We start from the raw sequence: 18,678 nt of genomic DNA, 5'->3' as shown, positions 1-18,678 counted from the left end.
TTTTTCTTTGGACACGGGGATCAGGCAGGCGTCCAATGTATGCTTAGGAGAGCAAGGGAGACATCCAGGACGCCGAGGTCGCTACTCATCCGGGACATCCTGGTTGAGAGGCCAGGAGGCCCTTCCGTATGGCCACGGTACCGACGCTGAAACTCGTGTGCGAGAGCAAGCTTTGCGACCTGTTGCCATGCGACCCACCGACCAAACGCTGGGAGGCCAGCGGCGTTCTGGTGAAGGACAGGCATTATTTCGTGGTCTTTGACGACCGTACCGAGATCGCTCGCGTTTCGGACGACCTGCAGCCCAACTCGACCAACGGACTGTTCGGGATGGCCCACGCGGTTTGCGGCTACGAAGGCATCACCTACAACGCCGCCAAGCGCCGGTACTATTTGTTGGTTGAATCACGCCGACAGGCGAGCGGTCACTACCGAGCATTGATCGTCGAGTACGACGACGTATTCCGATTTCGCAAGAATCGGCCGATCAACTTCATCTTCAAGAGTAGTAACAAGGGATTTGAAGCCGTGGCTCACGTGCGGCGTGACAACATGGATTACATCCTCGCGCTTTGCGAAGGCAACGAGTGCCAGGGTGGCGAAAAAGGGAGGAAGCCGGGCGGCGGGCGTGTGCAACTGTTCGAGAAGAGAAAAAAACATTGGTCGCATTCGCGTGCCATTGTGCTTCCGGACACCCTTCCCTTCGTCGATTATTCGGGCATGTCCATCGATGACGGCTGCGTTGCGATCGTCTCGCAGGTGAACTCGATGCTTTGGGTGGGCCAGTTCGACGAAGCCGGCTGGACGTGGCACGACGAAGGACGGCTCTACGAGTTTCCGAGATCCGATGACGGCGCCATCCGATACGGCAATATCGAAGGGGTCGCCTGGATCGCCCGCACGCGCGTCGTGATGGTGTCGGACCGGCGCAAGAAGAAGCAACAGCCCAAGGGCCTCTCCGATAAAGATCAATCAATCCATGTTTTTGACATTCCCCAATAGCATGGCCGGTACCCGTCGGATTGCGGTCGTGAAAGCCGTCGAGTCAGGACCGGGCGAAGGGCCGAACCGCGGAGGCGCCGGCTGTTGTGGAGGCGGAAAGCCCATGAGCGACCGCGAGGACACGCATCGTTCCGAGGCGAATGCCGAACTCGAACGGGAAATCCGCAAGGGGCGTAAGTTCACCCCGGAGGAAGCCATAGGGCGGTTGGCCGGTCCCGGCGCGATGAAAGGAGAATCGCCGGTCGCTCGCATGCAACAGGCCGAGATCGAGATCGCGTCCTGGCTCAGGAGCCACCTTCTGGACGCCGGGGGAGCACTGCGAGTCGTCTTGCACCGCGATGTGAAGGGGAGCGACCTCCTGCTCAACGACTTCGATCGACCGCTGCTTGTCCTGGCCAACTACTGTCAAGGCGTCCTCGAGTCGGACTACCTCCTGGAAGGACTCGTTCGCGATACCGACATCGAATGGGGACGCGAGATGGGCGAGCGGCCTTACTTCGAGAAAGAGGGCTCTCCGCACCACCCCGACGACCCCTACACGGTCGAGTCCGTCCGCAGCGCTCTGTCCGGACTCCTCGAGCAACTGGCCGCGGGCGAGGGATAGGACCTGTAGTGATCGGCTGCATACCTTCGACTACAGAACGAACCGTAGATCAACTCGCTCGCCGACGGATAGACTGCGGAGACCCAATACGCGATGGAACCCATCCGTGAGGAGCCCGGGGCGGCCGCGAACAGCCGAGCTGCACGTTTGCGGCGCGAGTTAGTCCCGCTGTACGCGCTGGCCGCAGTCCTGATGTCCGCGGCGGGAGGCTGGTACTTGCTCAAGGAACTGGCCCCGCTGCTCCGTCCTCTGATCCTCGCGGTGTTGCTGGTCTACACCATCCTGCCGATCCAACGGGGCTTGAGCCGTAGGGTTCCTGCAAAACTGGCCGGGCCGTTGCTGGCCCTGCTCGTGGCCATGGTCGTTTTCATCCTGGCCGTATTCGTCTACGGCAACCTTGTTGAGCTCAAGGACGAATTGCCCCGCCTGATCGAGCGCGCCCGGGTGCTGACCGAGCGCGCCCGTACCTGGGGCCGCGACCACTTGCCCGCCTGGATGCTCAAGCAGGCCCCGACAGTGGACCTGGCCGAGGCGGACACAGTCGCGCGGCTCAAGGCCATCGCGGCCGGCTTGGTCAACACCGCGGCCGGCTTCCTCGCCGAGGCCCTGCTCGTCGGGTTCTACCTGATCTTCCTCCTGCACGAGGCCCATCGCTTCTCCGGGCGGGTCCGGGCCGGGTTCGCCCCGGAACAGGCCGGCCGCGTGCTCGAGGTCCTCGCCTCGATCAACCGGGCCATGGTCTCGTACCTTCGAGTCAAGGTGCTCGCCAGCCTGGTGACGGCACTGCCGGTCGTGGCCATCTTGTGGGCCTTCGGGGTGTCGTTTCCCGTCATGTGGGGCGTCCTGACCTTCGTCGGCAATTTCATCCCCTACGTCGGCAGCCTGATCGCCTTTGTGCCCCCGGTCCTGCTGGCGTTCCTCGAATTGGAGCCGGCGTGGCGGCCGCTGGCGGTCTTCGTGCTGCTGGTGCTGGTACAGTTCGTGACCAACAACTTCGTCGAACCGCGGCTGACCGCTCATGCCGTGGACCTCAGCCCGCTGGTGGTGCTGGTCGCGCTGGCGTTCTGGGGGCTGTGCTGGGGTGTGGTCGGGATGGTGCTGGCCGTGCCCTTGACGGTGATGCTCAAGATCGTCTGGGAGAACGTCGCACTCACACGCCCCCTGGCTCGGCTGATGGCTGAGGAATGAGAGTCCGAAAAATACGTATCCGGCGTTTGGCTGATCTCGCTGCCCCTAAGGAGAGTGGCCCGCGGTTCCCTCCAGGATCAGGGCCCGAAGTTGTTTATAGTCGGTCTTGCCAGTGCCCAGCATCGGAATCTGTTCGATGCGACGGACTTCGTCGAGGCGCATCACTCCATGGAAGCCTTCGCGCAGGAGTAAGGCGTTGGCCTCTCGGAGGTCGAGTAACTCGGTTGTGAACAGCACGATCCGACGCCCGTGCTCATGCTCGACTCCTTCGACGGCGATGCGCGGCCCGTCGCGGGTTGGCGGGTAGAGCCGGACAAAGGGCTCCTCCAGCGCCGGCAGAGAGATCATCTCGCCGCCGGCCTTCACGAAGCGCCTGAGCCGCCCGCGAATCCACAGGTAACCGTCGGCGTCCAGCTCACCCAGGTCGCCGCTCACATACCAACGCTTTCCGACATCTTCTACGAACGGCGACCGGCCGTCATGATTGAGGTAGCCGGGGAAGACCGTCGGCCCGCTGATCTGGATCATGCCCATCCGCCCCGCCGGGAGTTCCGTCCCGCTTTCCAGGTCAACGACGCGCACGGTCACACCCGGGAGCGGCTTGCCGATCGAGCCCGGTCTCAGGGCCGACGGCGGGTTGACCGATACCACCGGCGCGCACTCCGTGATGCCGTAGCCTTCCACGACCGTCGCTTTCGGTGCCTCCTGCCGGCAACGCTCCACCAGGGCCGGCGGACATTTCTCCGCCCCGACGACGACCAGCCGGAGCGAGTCGAGACTGCCCGGAGTGGCCCGTTCCAGAATGTAATGGACGAAGGTCGGCGTTCCGACCAGCAAGGTGACGCCGTAGGCTTTGATCTTGTGGACGAGATTGACGGCATCCGTCGGGTTTGGGTGGTGGACAACCCGCACGCCCATCAAGAGGGGTAGCACAGTCGTGATCGTCAGGCCAAAGCTGTGGAATGCCGGCAAGAAGCCGAGGACGACATCCTCGCGGGTTACGCCCATGACGGCCGCCACCGCCCGCTGGCAGCTCAGGAGGTTGGCGTGGGTTAGCGGCACGGCCTTGGGTGACTTCTCCGAACCGCTGGTGAAAAGCACCACGGCAGGATCGTCGGGCGACGCCGCTGGCACCGCCCGGCGGACGCTGCCCGGTCGCCAGCGCACGAGCAGCATTGTCCGCGCAAGCTCATACTTGCCGATGGTCGATTGCAGGTCCTCGATGAAAAGGTAGTCGGCTCCCTCGACGCGAACGCCCAGCCGGTCGGCGAAGACTCGGGAGGTCAGGACTTTCGAGAGGCCCAGTGTTCTGGCCGCATGCGCGAGATTGGCCGGGCCCGTCGTCCAGTTGAGCACAACGGGCAGCTTACCGGCGAGGTGCAGGGCAAGCAGGGCCACGTCACAGGCCACCGATGCCGGCAGCAGCACGCCGACCTTCGACGTGTCGATTCCGCGCAGTCGGCTGGAAAGGGTCAGGGTCGCGACCAGCAGACGCTCGCCGCTCAGGACGCCCATCCGATCGTCCGCGACCATGACGTCCTTCCGGTGGGCCAGGGCATGCTCGACGAAGGCGGCCGGGACCGTGTCGCCGCGGAGCTCCAGCGGCCCGACCTGGGGCGGTCCGGACGACCAGCCGGGCGGCGCCGACGCGGGCGGTTTGTGGCGGGCACGCCCCTCGGCGAGGGCGAAGAGCTGGCCGAGTGTCTCGCACGCTTCATCTCCGGTGAAACCGAACTGGCGCTCGACCTCCAGGCTCAATTCCATGCGATCGAGGCTGTCCAGGCCGAGCTGGTCGAGCCGGATCTCCGGCCCCATTTCAGCGTCGGCTAAAGGCCGATGCAGATGGTCGCTCAGCAGGTTCAGTATCGCTCTACGTGTTTCCGGCCGTACCGTACCCAGGTCGCTCTCAGCCTCGGGCGCGGTCGGCGGCGGGAAGTCAAACGAGCGCGGGCCGAAGAGGAAGTGATAAGGGACCCAAACGGGCGTTTCGGCATTGCCGTCCAGGTCGCCGTTGTACCACTGCTCCAACCAGGGATTGAGGACTTCCCGACGCGGCTCCGGAAGCCGGCTCCGGTCGGCCACTTCGAGGGTGACCTCGACGTGGCGGCGTGGCATGAAGAAGAACCCGTTGACAAGTAGCCACCCGCAACCGGCGAAAATTAGCCGGACCAGGGGCGGTCGCTTATCCAGTTGCGCCCAGGTCCACGACGAGCCCCAGACGCCGCGGGTGCGCACCAGGAGCACGCCGCTCTCGGGAAGGGACCGGAGGATGTCGGCGGCGGCGCGGGCGGGTCCGATTCGCTCGATGCCGTCGCGCCAAACACGGCCTGCCGGCCAGAGAATGAAACGTTCGCCGCGCCCCAGCCCGGCAACGATGGCGGCGACGGCTTGCTCCGCCTCGTCGCGGGCGCGCACGCTGGCCACGTCGAGGTCGGGCACCTCCAGGGCGTTGACCAGCCGCACCAGCAAGCGGCCTGTGAACCCCTGGAATGTGCCGCGATAAACGAGCGGCCGCATCCGCAACGACGGCCACAAGACGCCGAAGAGGAGGAACGGGTCAATGTAGCCGGGGTGGTTGGGCAAGACGACCACGGGGCCCTTCATGGTCTTGACCTGTTCCAGTCCACGGACATGCAAACGGTAGCGTGCGCCGAGTATCAGGCGTAGGAGCACCCAGCAGATCCAGTGGAGGAGGATCACGATGCTGCCTCCCTTGTCGGAGTCGGAAGCCTCTACGTTGGGCAGGTCTCACTTCCGGTGCAGTTCACCCCGATCCTTGGGCCTGGTGTTGAGGCCTGCAGTTTCAGGAATTCTATGCGTTCGCCTACGGCGCCAGGCAAGGCCTCTCACCGGCAGGTGTAGTCGAGGGCCTGGCACTCGAACTTGGTCGGTCAGCAGGCGGCCGCACGGATCGCCGGGCGCGGCGGGGGCGACCGGAGCGAGGCCATCGGCGCGACGGCAAGGGACGGCTACGGAAACGGCCCAGGCGGGGGCGGTGAAGATCATCGAGGGTCGCTCGCCAGCGCGAGCCGTTCAGGCCCAGCTGGGCAAAGATCGACTCGGCGTGGGCCGGCAGGCTCGCCTTGCCATTGCGTTCGAGTCGACCCGCGGCGTCGACGAGTCGCAGGCAGCACGAGAGCGTGAAGCCGGACACCAGGCCCACACGCCCAGGCTGGGCCTCGCGCCGGTCGTTCACCGGGGCGAACCAGAGCCCCTCCTCCTGTCCGGGGTCGTCGGTCCGGGTCGACAAGTCGTCGCGGAGCGTCGATGAGGCACCATGCACTTGGACGTGGTCGAGCCGCTCGCGGAGCGAGCTGTATTCCGAAGGCCATTGCCACGCACTTCAATGGGACAGTCTGGGAGATTTAGGCTGAGCTTTGGGCTAGCTCGCACTGTCGATAGGCTGCCTAAGCCCCCTAACTTGCTCAGCTTGGGTGCCTGGCCACTGTTGCCTGTTGCCCGCTGTTGCCCTCGCCGTTGCCAGCTAGCGCATCACGCACATCGGTCCGACAAACTTCGGGCGATCAGACAGACGCTACGCATCCATCGGCATTCGGCCAGCATCGCGATCGGGGCACTGATCGGTCCGGTCGCCGCTCGTAATGGGTCGGCCCTGGCGGTGGCTGGGTGACCTGGTAGGATGTTCGGTCGTCGACAGGTGTCGGACTGGCGGATCGGATCGGGGTGGGATCAGGATGGGATCAGATCGCGAGGGAGCGGACGGGATGGCGATTCGGGCGGTCGACGTTCGGAAAGCGTACGGGGCGAAGGACGCCCGGGTCGAGGTGCTGCGGGACGTCTCGATCGAGGTCGCGGACGGCGAACGGGTGGCCCTGCTGGGCAAGTCGGGGTCGGGGAAATCGACGTTCTTGAACTTGCTGGGCGGTCTCGACTGGCCCAGCTCGGGCAGCTTGCAGGTTGGCGGGCGGGACCTCGACCGGCTCTCGGGGCGCGAAATGGCCCGGTTCCGGTCGACGACCGTCGGGATCATCTTCCAGTCGTTCAACCTGATCGCCTCGAGGTCGGCCGTCGAGAACGTCGAACTGCCGATGGTCTTCGCCGGCCGATCGCCGCGAGACCGGCTGGCCGCTGCCCGGCGGGCACTGGAAGCTGTCGGGCTCGCGGCCAGGTTGGATCACAAGCCGAATGAGATGAGCGGCGGCGAGAGCCAGCGGGTCGCCGTGGCGCGGGCGCTGGTCAACCGGCCCCGGGTCATCCTGGCCGACGAGCCAACGGGCAACCTCGACAGCCAGACGGCGCGACAGGTCATGGCCCTGATCCTCGACCATGTCCGCGAGCACGACGCCACCCTCGTCCTCGTCACGCACGACGAAGAGCTCGCCGCGAGTTGCACGGACCGAATTGTCCGACTGGTCGATGGCCGGATCGTGGCCGAGGACCTTTGATCGAGATTGGATGGAGGATCAACGAGTGCGCTGGATCGACCTGCTCCGCTTCCCCCTCGATTCGTTCGGCCATCAGAAGATGCGTACCTGCCTGACGACACTGGGTGTCATCTTCGGCGCGTTCGTGCTCGCCGCGAGTTTGTCGATCAACGAGGGGGTCCAGCGGACGATCGAGCGAGAGTCGAGCAAGGGAGACATTTCGCGAAAAGTGACGGTCTCTCCCAGGTCGCGGGCGGTCGAGACCAAGGCGAAGGAAGACGTGAAGGTCGCCGGGCGGATGTCGCCGGGTCGCCGCGAGCGAATCCGCAAGGTCCTCGACCAGCGATCCCGACAGGGCAATTCCGACTGGGAGCAGGTCAACCTGACCCAGGAACGGCTGAAAGCGCTCTCGCAAATCCCCCACGTCGTGCGGATGGTCCCGATTGTCGGCAGCAGGGTCGTCGCGACCCTGGGCAACCGACCCGAGGAGGCGAGCGTCTCGTCAGGCGCCGGCGAGACTCCCGAGTTCCGCAAACGGGTCACCGTCGGCCGATCGTTCGACTCGGACGACGAGCGATCGGTCCTGCTCTCCGAGATGTTCGCGTACCGGATCGGCCTGATCGACGACGCGGATCTGGACCAGGCCATCGGCAAACCGCTGCGGGTCGAGCTCCCGGCCCAGGAGGATGATGGGCCGAGCTTCAACGTCTCGCTGGCAGGTCGGTCGAAAGCCCGCGGCGCCCGGGACGAACAGATGGCCCTCCGCCAACTCGCCTGGCAGCTCCCAGGCGCGCTCGATCGACTCAGCCTGACCGGCGAGGAGATCGCAGCCCTGCGGGAGGCGATCCGGCCGGCATCGGAAGGGGTCGCCCCGGGCGTCGTCGAAGACGACTTCCGGGTCGTCGGGATCTTCCGCGAGTTGACCGACGAGGAGGAGAAGGAAGCCTGGAGCCAGCTCCCTGCCGACACGGACCTGGTCATGCCCCGGCGGACGGCGGTCGACCTGACCTTCCGCGACCCGGCCCGTCGCGATCAGGGGATCGCCAGAGCGATCCTCTACGTCGACGACATCAGGAACGTCCAGGAGGTCGTCGACAAGGTCGAAGCCCTCGGCCTGGGGAGTCGGTCGATCGTCGAGATGATTAAGCGCGAGCGGATGACCTATCTGCTCATCTTCGGTGGGATGACGTGCGTGGCCGGTGTGGCCCTCCTTGTCTCGTCGCTCGGGATCGCCAACACGATGCTGATGAGCATCCTCGAACGGCGCCGCGAGATCGGCATCATGAAGGCCGTCGGCGCGGCGAACTGGCAGCTCCAGGCCATTTTCCTCATCGAGGCGAGCCTGATCGGCCTGGTTGGCGGGTCGCTCGGCCTGCTCCTGGCCTGGTCGATCTCGTTGCCGGGTGACGCGTGGGTCCGTTCGATGGTCCACAGCGACTTGAAGGTCCACCTTTCGGGCTCGATCTTCGCCTTCCCCGGCTGGATCGGCGTGACGGTCGTCCTCTTCACCGTCGGCGTGACAATCGTCGCGGCGCTCTACCCGGCCTGGCGCGCCGCGAAGGTCGAAACGGTCTCGGCGCTCCGGCACGATTGATCCGCCCGACTCGAACCGACTCGAACCGACCCGGCTCAGGGCAGCCGGAGCAGGCTGTTGTGGAAGAAGCCGGCCGAATCGGGGTTGCCCGGGTCGTGGCGGAACGTCTCCCCGTCGATGAGGAACTTGTACTCGTGCGCCCCGGGGCCGAGCACGATCGTCGCCGAGTAGGTTCCCTGCGCGTCCGGACCCGTCATGGCGAGCGGCCGTGCCTTCCAATCGGTGAACGTGCCGACGAGGGTGACCGACTTCGCGGGCCCGGCCGGGCGGTGGAGGAAGGTGACCTCGTGCTGCCCGCTCGCGAGCCGCTTTGAGGTGGGCATGCCGAGGGCGAGGTCCTGGTCGGCGAGGGCGAAGTTGAGATATCCGACGTGCATCTCATCCCGCGTCTGCTCGCCGAAGGTGACGGCGCGCCTCGGGTCCGGGTTGTTCGGGTTCTCGGCCGAGTTGTCGAAGCGGGCTTCGGTGTGGAGCACCGTCCCTTCGGGCATCGGCTTGGGTTGGTCGAGGACGTAGAGGTTCTGCCAGTCGAACTCGTACCGGGGGACGTCGAGGAGGACCTCGCGGCGGCCGTCCGGGTACTCGGCGACGAACCTCATCGACTTGCCCCGCAGGTGCATGTGCGGCATCAGCGAGAGGAGCAGCGAGGGCCGCGAGAACCGGAAATCGGCCCGCGAGATGTAGTCGGGCGTCCCGGGCGGGATCTGGAGGCGGAAGTTGAGCGCCATGCCCGACATCAGTTCTTTGTGGACCGATGCCGGGTCGGCGAATACGAGGCCGATCCGGCTTCGGTCGACCTGCTTCGTCCCCCGGGGGGTGTAGTGGAGCTGGAGGACGATTTTTGATCCGGCCGGGATGCGCTTCGCCACGCCGCCGCGCAGTTCGCGGGGCGGCATCCCCGGGGCGTAGGCGGCGAGGAAGTCGCCGCCGGCCTCGTCGATCTTCTCGACACCGGGCGGCAGGACAAAGGCGATCACGTGGTGGACGACCGCCGGGTTCCCTGGCCGGACCTGGGAGGCCCGGACCCAGACGTCGCTCGTCAACTTCGGGTCGATCGTGATGAGCTCGTAAGGCATCGACCCCTCGGCCGGGATCTCGACCGCGCGGGGCATCTCCAAAACGAGGTCGGGCCGAGGGATCTGCCATCCCTCGACGAATTGGGTCGGCGGGGGCAGGTCGGCCGGGTCTCCCTCGGGCGCGCCGGCGGCGACCCAGTCGCGGATCGCCTTTTTCTCGTCGGCCGAGAGCCGGGCGTCGTTGGCGAACTTGCCGTGCTCGGGCGAGGCGTGCCAGGGGGGCATCCGCCCCTCATCGATGACCTCGGCGATCATGCTCGACCAGCCGGCCGCCTGGCGGTAGTCGGTGAGGGAGAACGGGGCGATCTCGCCCGGTCGGTGGCACGCGACGCAGCGAGCCTGAAGGATGCGAGCGACCTCCCTGGCGTACGTCACGGCGCCCCCCTCGGCCGACTTCGTGGCCCGGCCGATCGTGCAGCCGACCGCGTCTGTCTTCGGCGTCGCGACCGTTCGCCCGGCGAGCACCGCCTCGAGGGCGTCGACCAGGTCGTGCCGGGTGGGCGCGGGTCGATGGATCCCGATGGCGTACTGGTCGTCGATCCGCCCCCGATAGACGACGGCCCGCGCCCCATCCAGGACGAAAACCTCGGGCGTCCGCTCGGCCCCGAGGCGGTCGGCCAGGCCGTTGCCGACGTCCTTGAGGATCGGGAACGGCAGCCTGTGCTTGTCGGCAAACCGGCCGATCGCGACCGGCCCGTCCTGCTGGTTGGCGTCGACGCCGAAGAAGCCGACGCCCTGCTTCTCAAAATCGCGGGCGATCTCGGCCAGCCTCGGGGCATAGGTCTCGGCCAAGGGGCACTCAGTCCCGAGGAAGGCCAGCACGACGACCTTCCCATTTTGAGCCTCGTCGAGCGTGTGCCAGGCACCCCGGTGGTCCTGAAGCCGAAAGTCGACCGTCGCCTTCGCCGGTCCACCCGCCCCGACCAAAACCAGCGCTATGACCCCGACCAATCCGGTAGCGCCCATCGTCCAAACCTCTTGGATTCGAAGTCCAATCCCTTAACCCCGGGGCGAACATACCACAGGTGTCCGAGAGTTGCCATGGATCATGGCTATGCCGACGCCGGTCGGCGGCGACGTTCTTGGCGAGCACGTCGGCCCGTTGCCGAAGGATGGCCGGGTCGAGCCGCACCGTTTCTGACATCCTTGGCCGCCTCGCCGCTCCACTCGGAGGAGGAATGCTGCGTGTCCCACTCGGCCAGGATCACCCGGTGTCCCTGTTCATGCAGCCGCAGAGAGCCTATCGTCAGGTGCTTCAATGAGGTAGTCTGGGAGGTTTGGGTGGGGATTAGGTCCGGCATTCAGTTTCGATGGCCTACCCAATGTTCCTGATTTGCTCAGCTTAGGTGCCTGGCCACTGTTACCTCCCTCTTCGTCATTGTGGAGGCATGGCAATTCGCCACGTCTTGGCTTCTGGCTCAAATCGAAGATCACACCACGCTCTTGCTCCATCCCGAAACGCCGCATTGGGACCGACTTTTCCTAGATCCAGCGCAACATAGCTCGCGAAATGGGCAAGCGTGAAATTGATGACTGGCTCCATCACGATTGCGACTTTTTCTCCACTTTACGCCCCCATGTAGGTCAATTACATAGGATAGCGAGGCTTCGAGAGTTCCTAATCTCGCTTATGCTCCATTGTGTTTGGCATTATTCTAACACGAGCACACAATGACTCATTCATGTTCTCGTCTCTTCCTCGAACGGCTCGAGACAAGACTTGTGTGCTCAGCCTCGACCGAGATGGGCTCTCTCGCACAATCGGACATTTACCCGACTCCCACGATTGAGACGATCGCGTCGGCATCCGTGAGGGATTTAGGCGACCTTCCGCCAGCGGCTTCGACCCAACCTATCAAGGCGACGGCCTGGATCGCTCCGGGCGAATCCGTCACTTTTCGGTTCGTCGCGACCTTTGCCGCCGACTACACCCTGTACTTCCGCTACTTGGGCGATCAAGTGCAGTTGAACGCGGTTACGCCCGGTGGCACCGTCGAAATTGCCCACGGGCCGGCGGGGCCGTACACAGCCGTCCCTCTCTCGCTGGCACCTGGGGAGTATTTCGTCACGGCGGTCGCCAATGGTGATGGGCCGGTTTTCGTCGACTGGGACTTGGTTTTGTCGAATGGAGTCGGGCAAGCCACCGCACTCAATTTGCAGTTGCTTGATGACTCAGCTACGCCGGTGATGGTGGTGAACTCGGCGCCGGAGAGACTCCATGACTTGGTCTCATTGGCCACTTCGACCGAGATCCCATTAGCGCCAGCCACGACGGCCTCCACGCAGGCCACGCAACTCACGCTCGGGTTGGGTGGAACGCTGAGCGGGCGGCCGGTGGCCGATTTGCACTGGGTGGCGGCCGTCGGTCCTGCTGATCGCGGTCGCACGGTCTCGTTAGCGTCGCTCGGCGAAGACATCCTCCCGGGAATCAACTACGGCCGATTGGCTCAAGACCAAGGCGACGAGGCCGTTGCCCAGCCCACAAATGGTGCCCTGGTGATCACAACCCAGGTCGACGATTTGCCAACCCAGGCCCAACTTCCCAAAACACTGAGTTGGATGGAACGGATGGCCATGATCGTTGCAAGTTGGGCGGAGCCGACTTCCCCCGAAAATTCAGGTCAAGCGGAGCCCGCCATCGAACGTTTCGACATCCCTGCGGAGGATGATCGGACGCCCACAATGGTGAACCGGGATGCGGGCGAAGAAAAGGCCACGGCCCGCGCTGGGCTTCCACCGCTCTCGTTCTTCAGCCTGGGAATAGCGGGCCTCGTTATCCTCAGCGTGCATCGTCACTGGCAGTCCCAGAGATTACCGAGGGATCGTCGCGGTCGCGAGCCATGGCACTAACGGCACGTCTCACTTTAATGGCTTTTCTGGTTTATCCCGGGGCGATACCTCGCGCAGCGGCCGAGTAGGATAGCCGGCGGCAGTAGAAGATGCAAATGTAGCCAGGCACCTCAGTAGGGTAAGTTGGGTGATTTAGGAAGAGTACGGTCTGACTGTCAGCCCTGAATTTGTTGCCCAGATTCACTGCTTTGCCCTGTCTAGGTGCCTGGCCGCTGGGTTCCCTGCTTTTTTTGAAGCATGCGTGGGCAGGTAGTCCTCGGCCCCTCGCTCGATGCAACGGACGACGGCCTGAATCGCGTCGAGCCCGGAGATCATGATGACCGGGATCTCGCGGAGCCGAGGGGCCCGGGTTGGTGGCCATGCGTCTAAAGGGGGTAAGGCGGGGAATCTGGAAAATCGATCGTAGTCAGGGACCAGACGCCCATCTCCTCTGAGTTTCCCAGATTTCCCCACTGAAGTACCTGGCTACTCTTGACGCTACGGCAGGCTGCGGCATGCGTCCGAAAGGGTAGACCTTGATTGACGTGGCGGGCCGGGCCCGCTGCAGCGCGGTTATGTCGCCCTTCGGCCCTCAGGCCGCAGACCGACCCGGGCAGCTTCGGCTTCTGGTATCGGCTCAAGCGCGGCCAGCTCAGGGAAGCTCAATCGGCGAACAACTTCTTCCTTGTAGCTGACATAGCCGAGGACGTTCCCGTTGATGACCCATTCATCCTCGATCTTCACGAATCGGGGAGGCCAGACATCGCCGAAGCGACAGGCAAAAGTCCAATGCTTTTCGCGATAGATGAGAACCGCTCTATGACCGATCCACTCGAAAAACCGGACATCACACCCGAAGAACGGATTGTACGATTCGATATCGGTAGACCTGTGCTGTCCCGATTTCTCGATCAGATGAACGCGAATGGAGACATCAATGTGACGCTGGTTTGCCCCGTAACTGTTGAATCCGACGTCCTTCGCGCGAGACTCGACCAACGCGATGTCGCCGGAGGCGCTGGTGACAGCGCCGATGATTTCGCACTCGTAACCGTCGCCATCCACGAGAAAAACCGGTCGGCCGAGCAGGTGTGCCGCCTCGGCGACTCGCCCTGGGTCGGGGGGCTCACCCGCGGATGAGCGAATTGTCCACCCGAACTTCGTCGGGTTGGCCCTGCTCTGGGCGAAGAGTCGGTCAGCATCGTCCATTTTCGTACTCGGCGACATAACCGGAACTGGGCATCAGAAAGACAGCCATGTAGGAAACGGTGGTAACGAGGGTGGGCAGCCTGGGGACGAAGTGGCCCCGTCCCGGCCAGACATACTGGTGGTTTGTTCAGATTCCGGGGACGAACTGCGGGCCGATGGACCATCTCTGTCACTGCAGATCACGGTTGCCACACTGGTAATATCAGGGGAGTGACCCCACACAGCCGGGTCCGACGTTGGTGATCGGACAGAGCGCCACGCTTTTACCACGGCTTTGCGCCACGGGGACATTCGACGTTATTCGGTTCCTCGGCCGGGTCGTCACTCTGTGGGATCAGGCTCCCCTGACACGCTCGATGGTAGCAAATCCACCCCCAGCTTCGCCAAGACCGCGGGGAGAATCGCGCCCAAGAGTTGCGGACCGGTTCCCCGCTTCGACCGGGTCCGCGACAGTTCCTCGGCCAGCGGGACCGCCTCCGACCGATGCTCCGATCGGGGAAGCTGGCACACCGCCGAATCCAAGATTAACAACATGTATGCGCAACTAATATTGTGTTTGCTCGATAATTTGATCAACTTGTCAAGAACGTAATACCGATGCTGGCAGCTCGGGTGCCGGTAGACCGATTGGCCGGCCACCATCTGGTAGGCGATCCGGCAGAATCGGCCGCCGACCTTGACATGCAGCGAGGCCTATCGCCAGGCACTTCAGGCAGTCCGGGGAGGGTAGGCGGAGATGTGGTTTAGCTTGCCCTCTCGCTTGGGCTACCCAAAACCCCTGATTTGCTCATTTTAGGTGCCTGGCCACTGTTGCCGCGCATTTTAGGTGCCTGGCCGCCGATCACGACCTCATGCCGTCCAGTCGCAGGGGGAACAAGCCCAGCGCCGCGCCGTGCAGGAGTCCCCCCGTACGGTTTGAGAAGCCCAACCCGACCCGTTGATCGACGACCCTCACGAGAGTTCTGGACCGTTGGCGATCGTGAGCCAGGGCCGGCATCCTGGTCCCAGGCGCCCGAGGTTCGGCTCGGGGCGGCCGGGACGTCTTTAAAGGGGAAGGACGTCAACGTGCGTGCGGACCGCCACGGGGGGATCCGGACTGGAGCTGACCGACGGCCAACTCCTTCGGTAGCAGATTGCTGAACGACCGCTGATGAACCGCGAGACTGTGCCCGGTGCCCAACGCCCCACGTCGTTCTCGGGCGGCCAGTCTCGCCTGACGCGGTCGTTGGCTTCGGCCCCTGAAATTATGGCCGTTGACGCCTCGGACGGCGTCGATTCCCGGTTCGCCGATGCCGCGACCGTCAAGCAAGACCGCGGTCGGCGTGGAGAGGCCCGTGAGCGGATCGCCATTGACGATCAATCGATACCGCGCAAAAAGGCTGAGGCGCCGCGCGAAGGTGAGCGTGACGGTGTTGGACTCCGGGGAGTAAACGGCCGAGGTCACGCGGACGGACGGTCCCGGGATCTTTCCATGGATGAGCCGGATCACCCGGTAGTTGGTGACATCCTCCGCCTGGACCGGATCGAGCGCGGAGCCGAACGTCAGCACGAGCGTCGTCGGTTGGTGGTGGACGCCGATCCTTTCGACGTCCACCAACGTCGGCGGCACGACGATATTCGAGTCGACGGCCTGGACGTTGACGACGATCGAGGCGATGTTGTTCGCCGGGTTGCAGTCGTCGATGTCCGAGGCCACCACCACCGCGTTGTTGATCTTACGGCCCGCGCTCGTCGCCGTCACACGAACCAGCAGGGTGGCGCTCGACCCCGGAGCCAGCGTACCGACCAGCCAACGGCTCGTCGCGAGGTCGACGCTCCCCTGGCTCGGAGCCGCCGACACGAACGTCAGGCCCGAGGGAAGACGATCCGACACGGCCACGCCTTCCGCAGCGTTCGGACCCAGATTCGTCACCGTCACCGTCACCGTCACCGTGTACGTGAACGTATCTCCCACCGTCGGCGTCGCGTCGTCGACCGTCTTTGCCAATGACAGGTCTGTCTGGTACGGCGTGATCGTCACGCCCGACGCGTCGTTACCGGGATTCGGGTCCGTCGTCTCGCTCCCGATGATTCGCGCCAGGTTCGACACCGGCTCGCACGTCGTCACCGTCGTCACCAGCGTCAGCGTCAGCGGACTTCCCACCGCCACGTTTCCCGCATCCCAGATCCCAAGCTCCGCGTCGTACGTCCCCTGGCTCACCGTCACCGAGTCGAGATTCACGCCGGCCGGAAGCAGGTCGGCCACCACCACGTTCTGAGCCAGGTCCGGACCCAGGTTCGTCAGCGTGATGGTGAACGTGACCGCGCCGTTCGGACGAGGCGTCAACGTGCTCGCCGTCTTCGACAATGCCACGTCCGCCTCCTCCAGCGGCGGAATGACCGGACCTTCCACGTTGACGACGGTCGAGGCGATGTTGTTCGCCGGGTTGCAGTCGTCGATGTCCGAGGCCACCACCACCGCGTTGTTGATCTTACGGCCCGCGCTCGTCGCCGTCACACGAACCAGCAGGGTGGCGCTCGACCCCGGAGCCAGCGTACCGACCAGCCAACGGCTCGTCGCGAGGTCGACGCTCCCCTGGCTCGGAGCCGCCGACACGAACGTCAGGCCCGAGGGAAGACGATCCGACACGGCCACGCCTTCCGCAGCGTTCGGACCCAGATTCGTCACCGTCACCGTGTACGTGAACGTATCTCCCACCGTCGGCGTCGCGTCGTCGACCGTCTTTGCCAATGACAGGTCCGTCTGGTACGGCGTGATCGTCACGCCCGACGCGTCGTTACCGGGATTCGGGTCCGTCGTCTCGCTCCCGATGATTCGCGCCAGGTTCGACACCGGCTCGCACGTCGTTACCGTCGTCACCAGCGTCAGCGTCAGCGGACTCCCCACCGCCACGTTCCCCGCATCCCAGATTCCAAGCTCCGCGTCGTACGTCCCCTGGCTCACCGTCACCGAGTCGAGAGTCACGCCGGCCGGAAGCAGGTCGGCCACCACCACGTTCTGAGCCAGGTCCGGACCCAGGTTCGTCAGCGTGATGGTGAACGTGACCGCGCCGTTCGGACGAGGCGTCAACGTGCTCGCCGTCTTCGACAATGCCACGTCCGCCTCCGCCTCGGGCTCACCCAGCGGGGGCAGTTCGCCCTCGAACGGGTAGTCGTGCCCTTCCAGGAATCCCGCAAGGGAACTGGCGATCAAAGTTCCATTGATATGAGCACCGCCGACTTCTTGAGTGACCGCCGCGCGGGGCGCCAGGATGCTTCCCAGGGGGCTGGCCGACTCGATGTTCAGCGTCGTGGCCTGGAAGAGGTTGTACAAGATCTGGGTTGCGAACGACTGCCGGCCGGCCACGCCGTTGTACTCGAAGTTGACCCGCGTGAAATCAATCGAGGCCCCCGATACGTTGATCAGCACCGTCGCCGTGGGAGAGACGTTCGTGATGTTCAGCCGGCCATCCCTCGTCGCCGCGATCTGACCCGCCGTAAGGTTGAAGATATTCAGCGCACTCGCGGGGTTCCCGTTGAGCGTGAGGGTCGATCCCGAGGTTGACACCGAGACCGACCCCGAGGGGGGAATCGTCCCGAGGAACGCCGAGTACTCGGTCAGCGACGTTCTCGCCGCCGCAAAATCAACCGGAGTGGAGTTCGGGAAGATGGTGCCGGTCACCCCCACGCCCGTGAGATCCGGGGGAGCGCCGCGATAGTGGAGGTCGCCGTTGATCTGCCCGTTGGTAAAGGTCAAGGAGGTGCCTGAGACCAGGGCGTTGTCGGCCCCTCGGCCTCCGTTGGCGCCTTGAAAAGCGCTGGCTACGCTGAAGTTCATCAGCGAGAGCGGCCCGCCGACCGCGAGCCTCCCCTCCACATCCGAGTTCGCCTCATTCATCGCATCAAAGATGAAGAAGTTGAAGGGCGTAGCCGCGCCGAGTGCGGCCAGAAGCTCGCGCAACTCCATGAAGTCGAACGTAAGTGCCCGGCGGTTCGACCGCCTTCGCCCGCGATCAGGGCCGCGGTCTCGCCCCCCGAGGATCGAGGTGAAAGTCGCTGAGAAGAAATCCCGCGTGGAACCGAGCATCAACCCCATGGCACAGTCCTCGCATCTGGTTCGCATGGCCGTCAAACTTAACTAAACCGCTACAAGCCTATGTATTTTTTAAATCTTATCCGTACTCCTCAGTCACTTTCAATAAGGCTCTTGAACTGAAGCAAGCTTATCCATTCTCGAGCCGCCGCCCCGGTTGTTCCACCGCGGCGAGCGGCGACCTTGCAAATGTGGCCAGGCACCTCAGAAGGGTAAGGATCGCCGATTCAATAACTTCCTGATTCTCGGCCCAGACCGTATAACCGTAGCCAGGACCATCACGACCTCGCAATGGATGCCCTCGCATGACGTACAGCCCCGAGATTGAACACTCGATGCGGCTCTTTCACGACTCGCTCTCGGAGAAGGACCGCAGGCGGTATGCGGACATTGAGGCCGAAAAATAAAGGGGGACATGGCGATTATCGACAAATGTCGATAGTCGCCATGCCCCCCTTTCACGTCCTCTGGAGAATTTGTATGTTTCTGTTTTGCTTGTCTTCCTGCTTCGGTCCGACACACCGAAGAAACCTGGAGCGAAGCATCGGACGAGCCATCAATTGGCAGCTCATGTACCTCCTGCCAGCAGCTTGGCGGTGTGGATGTGACTGAAATGGCTGCGGCGATTCGTTGCTCTCTTAAGAAGCCTTCCCCGAGCAACGGAGACGGATGAACCGCTCAACTCCAGCCCGGAGCCGTGGTCGCCCCCATCCCGCGGAG

General features: G+C 64.2%; 11 protein-coding genes. 7 read left to right on the top strand and 4 right to left on the bottom strand.

Annotated elements, in window-relative coordinates; translation table 11 throughout:
• Positions 1 to 128: 128 nt before the first annotated feature.
• From V5E97_RS25165 to V5E97_RS25155, 3 genes are all read left to right on the top strand, one after another.
• The gene (locus tag V5E97_RS25165) at positions 129 to 1,001 is read left to right on the top strand and encodes a hypothetical protein (RefSeq protein WP_406694339.1); all 873 of its coding nucleotides are present in this window, start codon (positions 129 to 131) and stop codon (positions 999 to 1,001) included.
• Between the two features lie 103 nt (positions 1,002 to 1,104).
• Positions 1,105 to 1,605: a hypothetical protein gene (locus V5E97_RS25160; RefSeq protein ID WP_406694338.1), complete on the top strand. Its 501-nt coding sequence runs from the start codon at positions 1,105 to 1,107 to the stop codon at positions 1,603 to 1,605.
• Positions 1,606 to 1,698: 93 nt separating this feature from the next.
• Positions 1,699 to 2,793 carry an AI-2E family transporter gene (locus tag V5E97_RS25155; protein ID WP_406694337.1) on the top strand — a complete coding sequence of 365 codons (1,095 nt, stop codon included), beginning with the start codon at positions 1,699 to 1,701 and terminating at the stop codon, positions 2,791 to 2,793.
• A 45-nt stretch (positions 2,794 to 2,838) separates the two neighbouring features.
• Here the strand turns inward: V5E97_RS25155 and V5E97_RS25150 are convergent, their stop codons facing one another.
• On the bottom strand, positions 2,839 to 5,493 hold the full coding sequence (locus tag V5E97_RS25150; RefSeq protein ID WP_406694336.1) for an AMP-binding protein: 2,655 nt from the start codon (positions 5,491 to 5,493) through the stop codon (positions 2,839 to 2,841).
• 295 nt (positions 5,494 to 5,788) lie between these two features.
• Between V5E97_RS25150 and V5E97_RS25145 the strand changes: the two genes are divergently transcribed.
• From V5E97_RS25145 to V5E97_RS25135, 3 genes are all read left to right on the top strand, one after another.
• Positions 5,789 to 6,064, top strand: a complete 276-nt coding sequence (locus tag V5E97_RS25145; RefSeq protein ID WP_406694335.1) for a hypothetical protein — start codon at positions 5,789 to 5,791, stop codon at positions 6,062 to 6,064.
• A gap of 454 nt (positions 6,065 to 6,518) precedes the next feature.
• Positions 6,519 to 7,199, top strand: coding sequence for an ABC transporter ATP-binding protein (locus V5E97_RS25140; protein ID WP_406694334.1), 681 nt, complete (start codon positions 6,519 to 6,521; stop codon positions 7,197 to 7,199).
• Positions 7,200 to 7,209: 10 nt separating this feature from the next.
• Positions 7,210 to 8,772, top strand: a complete 1,563-nt coding sequence (locus tag V5E97_RS25135) for an ABC transporter permease (RefSeq protein ID WP_406694333.1) — start codon at positions 7,210 to 7,212, stop codon at positions 8,770 to 8,772.
• Between the two features lie 35 nt (positions 8,773 to 8,807).
• Here V5E97_RS25135 and V5E97_RS25130 read toward each other — a convergent pair whose 3' ends face one another.
• Positions 8,808 to 10,814, bottom strand: coding sequence for a redoxin domain-containing protein (locus V5E97_RS25130; RefSeq protein ID WP_406694332.1), 2,007 nt, complete (start codon positions 10,812 to 10,814; stop codon positions 8,808 to 8,810).
• Positions 10,815 to 11,519: 705 nt separating this feature from the next.
• On the opposite strand from V5E97_RS25130, the gene V5E97_RS25125 reads away from it, so the two are divergent.
• Positions 11,520 to 12,698, top strand: coding sequence for a hypothetical protein (locus tag V5E97_RS25125; protein WP_406694331.1), 1,179 nt, complete (start codon positions 11,520 to 11,522; stop codon positions 12,696 to 12,698).
• A 552-nt stretch (positions 12,699 to 13,250) separates the two neighbouring features.
• Here V5E97_RS25125 and V5E97_RS25120 read toward each other — a convergent pair.
• Together V5E97_RS25120 and V5E97_RS25115 are read right to left on the bottom strand one after the other, a co-directional pair.
• Positions 13,251 to 13,886 (bottom strand): hypothetical protein, encoded by a 636-nt coding sequence (locus tag V5E97_RS25120; RefSeq protein WP_406694330.1) that lies wholly within the window; start codon positions 13,884 to 13,886, stop codon positions 13,251 to 13,253.
• A gap of 1,060 nt (positions 13,887 to 14,946) precedes the next feature.
• Positions 14,947 to 17,961 carry a choice-of-anchor A family protein gene (locus tag V5E97_RS25115; RefSeq protein ID WP_406694329.1) on the bottom strand — a complete coding sequence of 1,005 codons (3,015 nt, stop codon included), beginning with the start codon at positions 17,959 to 17,961 and terminating at the stop codon, positions 14,947 to 14,949.
• Positions 17,962 to 18,678 lie beyond the last annotated feature (717 nt).

It is taken from the genome of Singulisphaera photorubra (assembly GCF_045290345.1).
Classification (GTDB): domain Bacteria; phylum Planctomycetota; class Planctomycetia; order Isosphaerales; family Isosphaeraceae; genus Singulisphaera.
The sequence above is the reverse complement of the archived record's forward strand: the minus strand, read 5'-3'. Positions and strand labels throughout refer to the sequence as shown.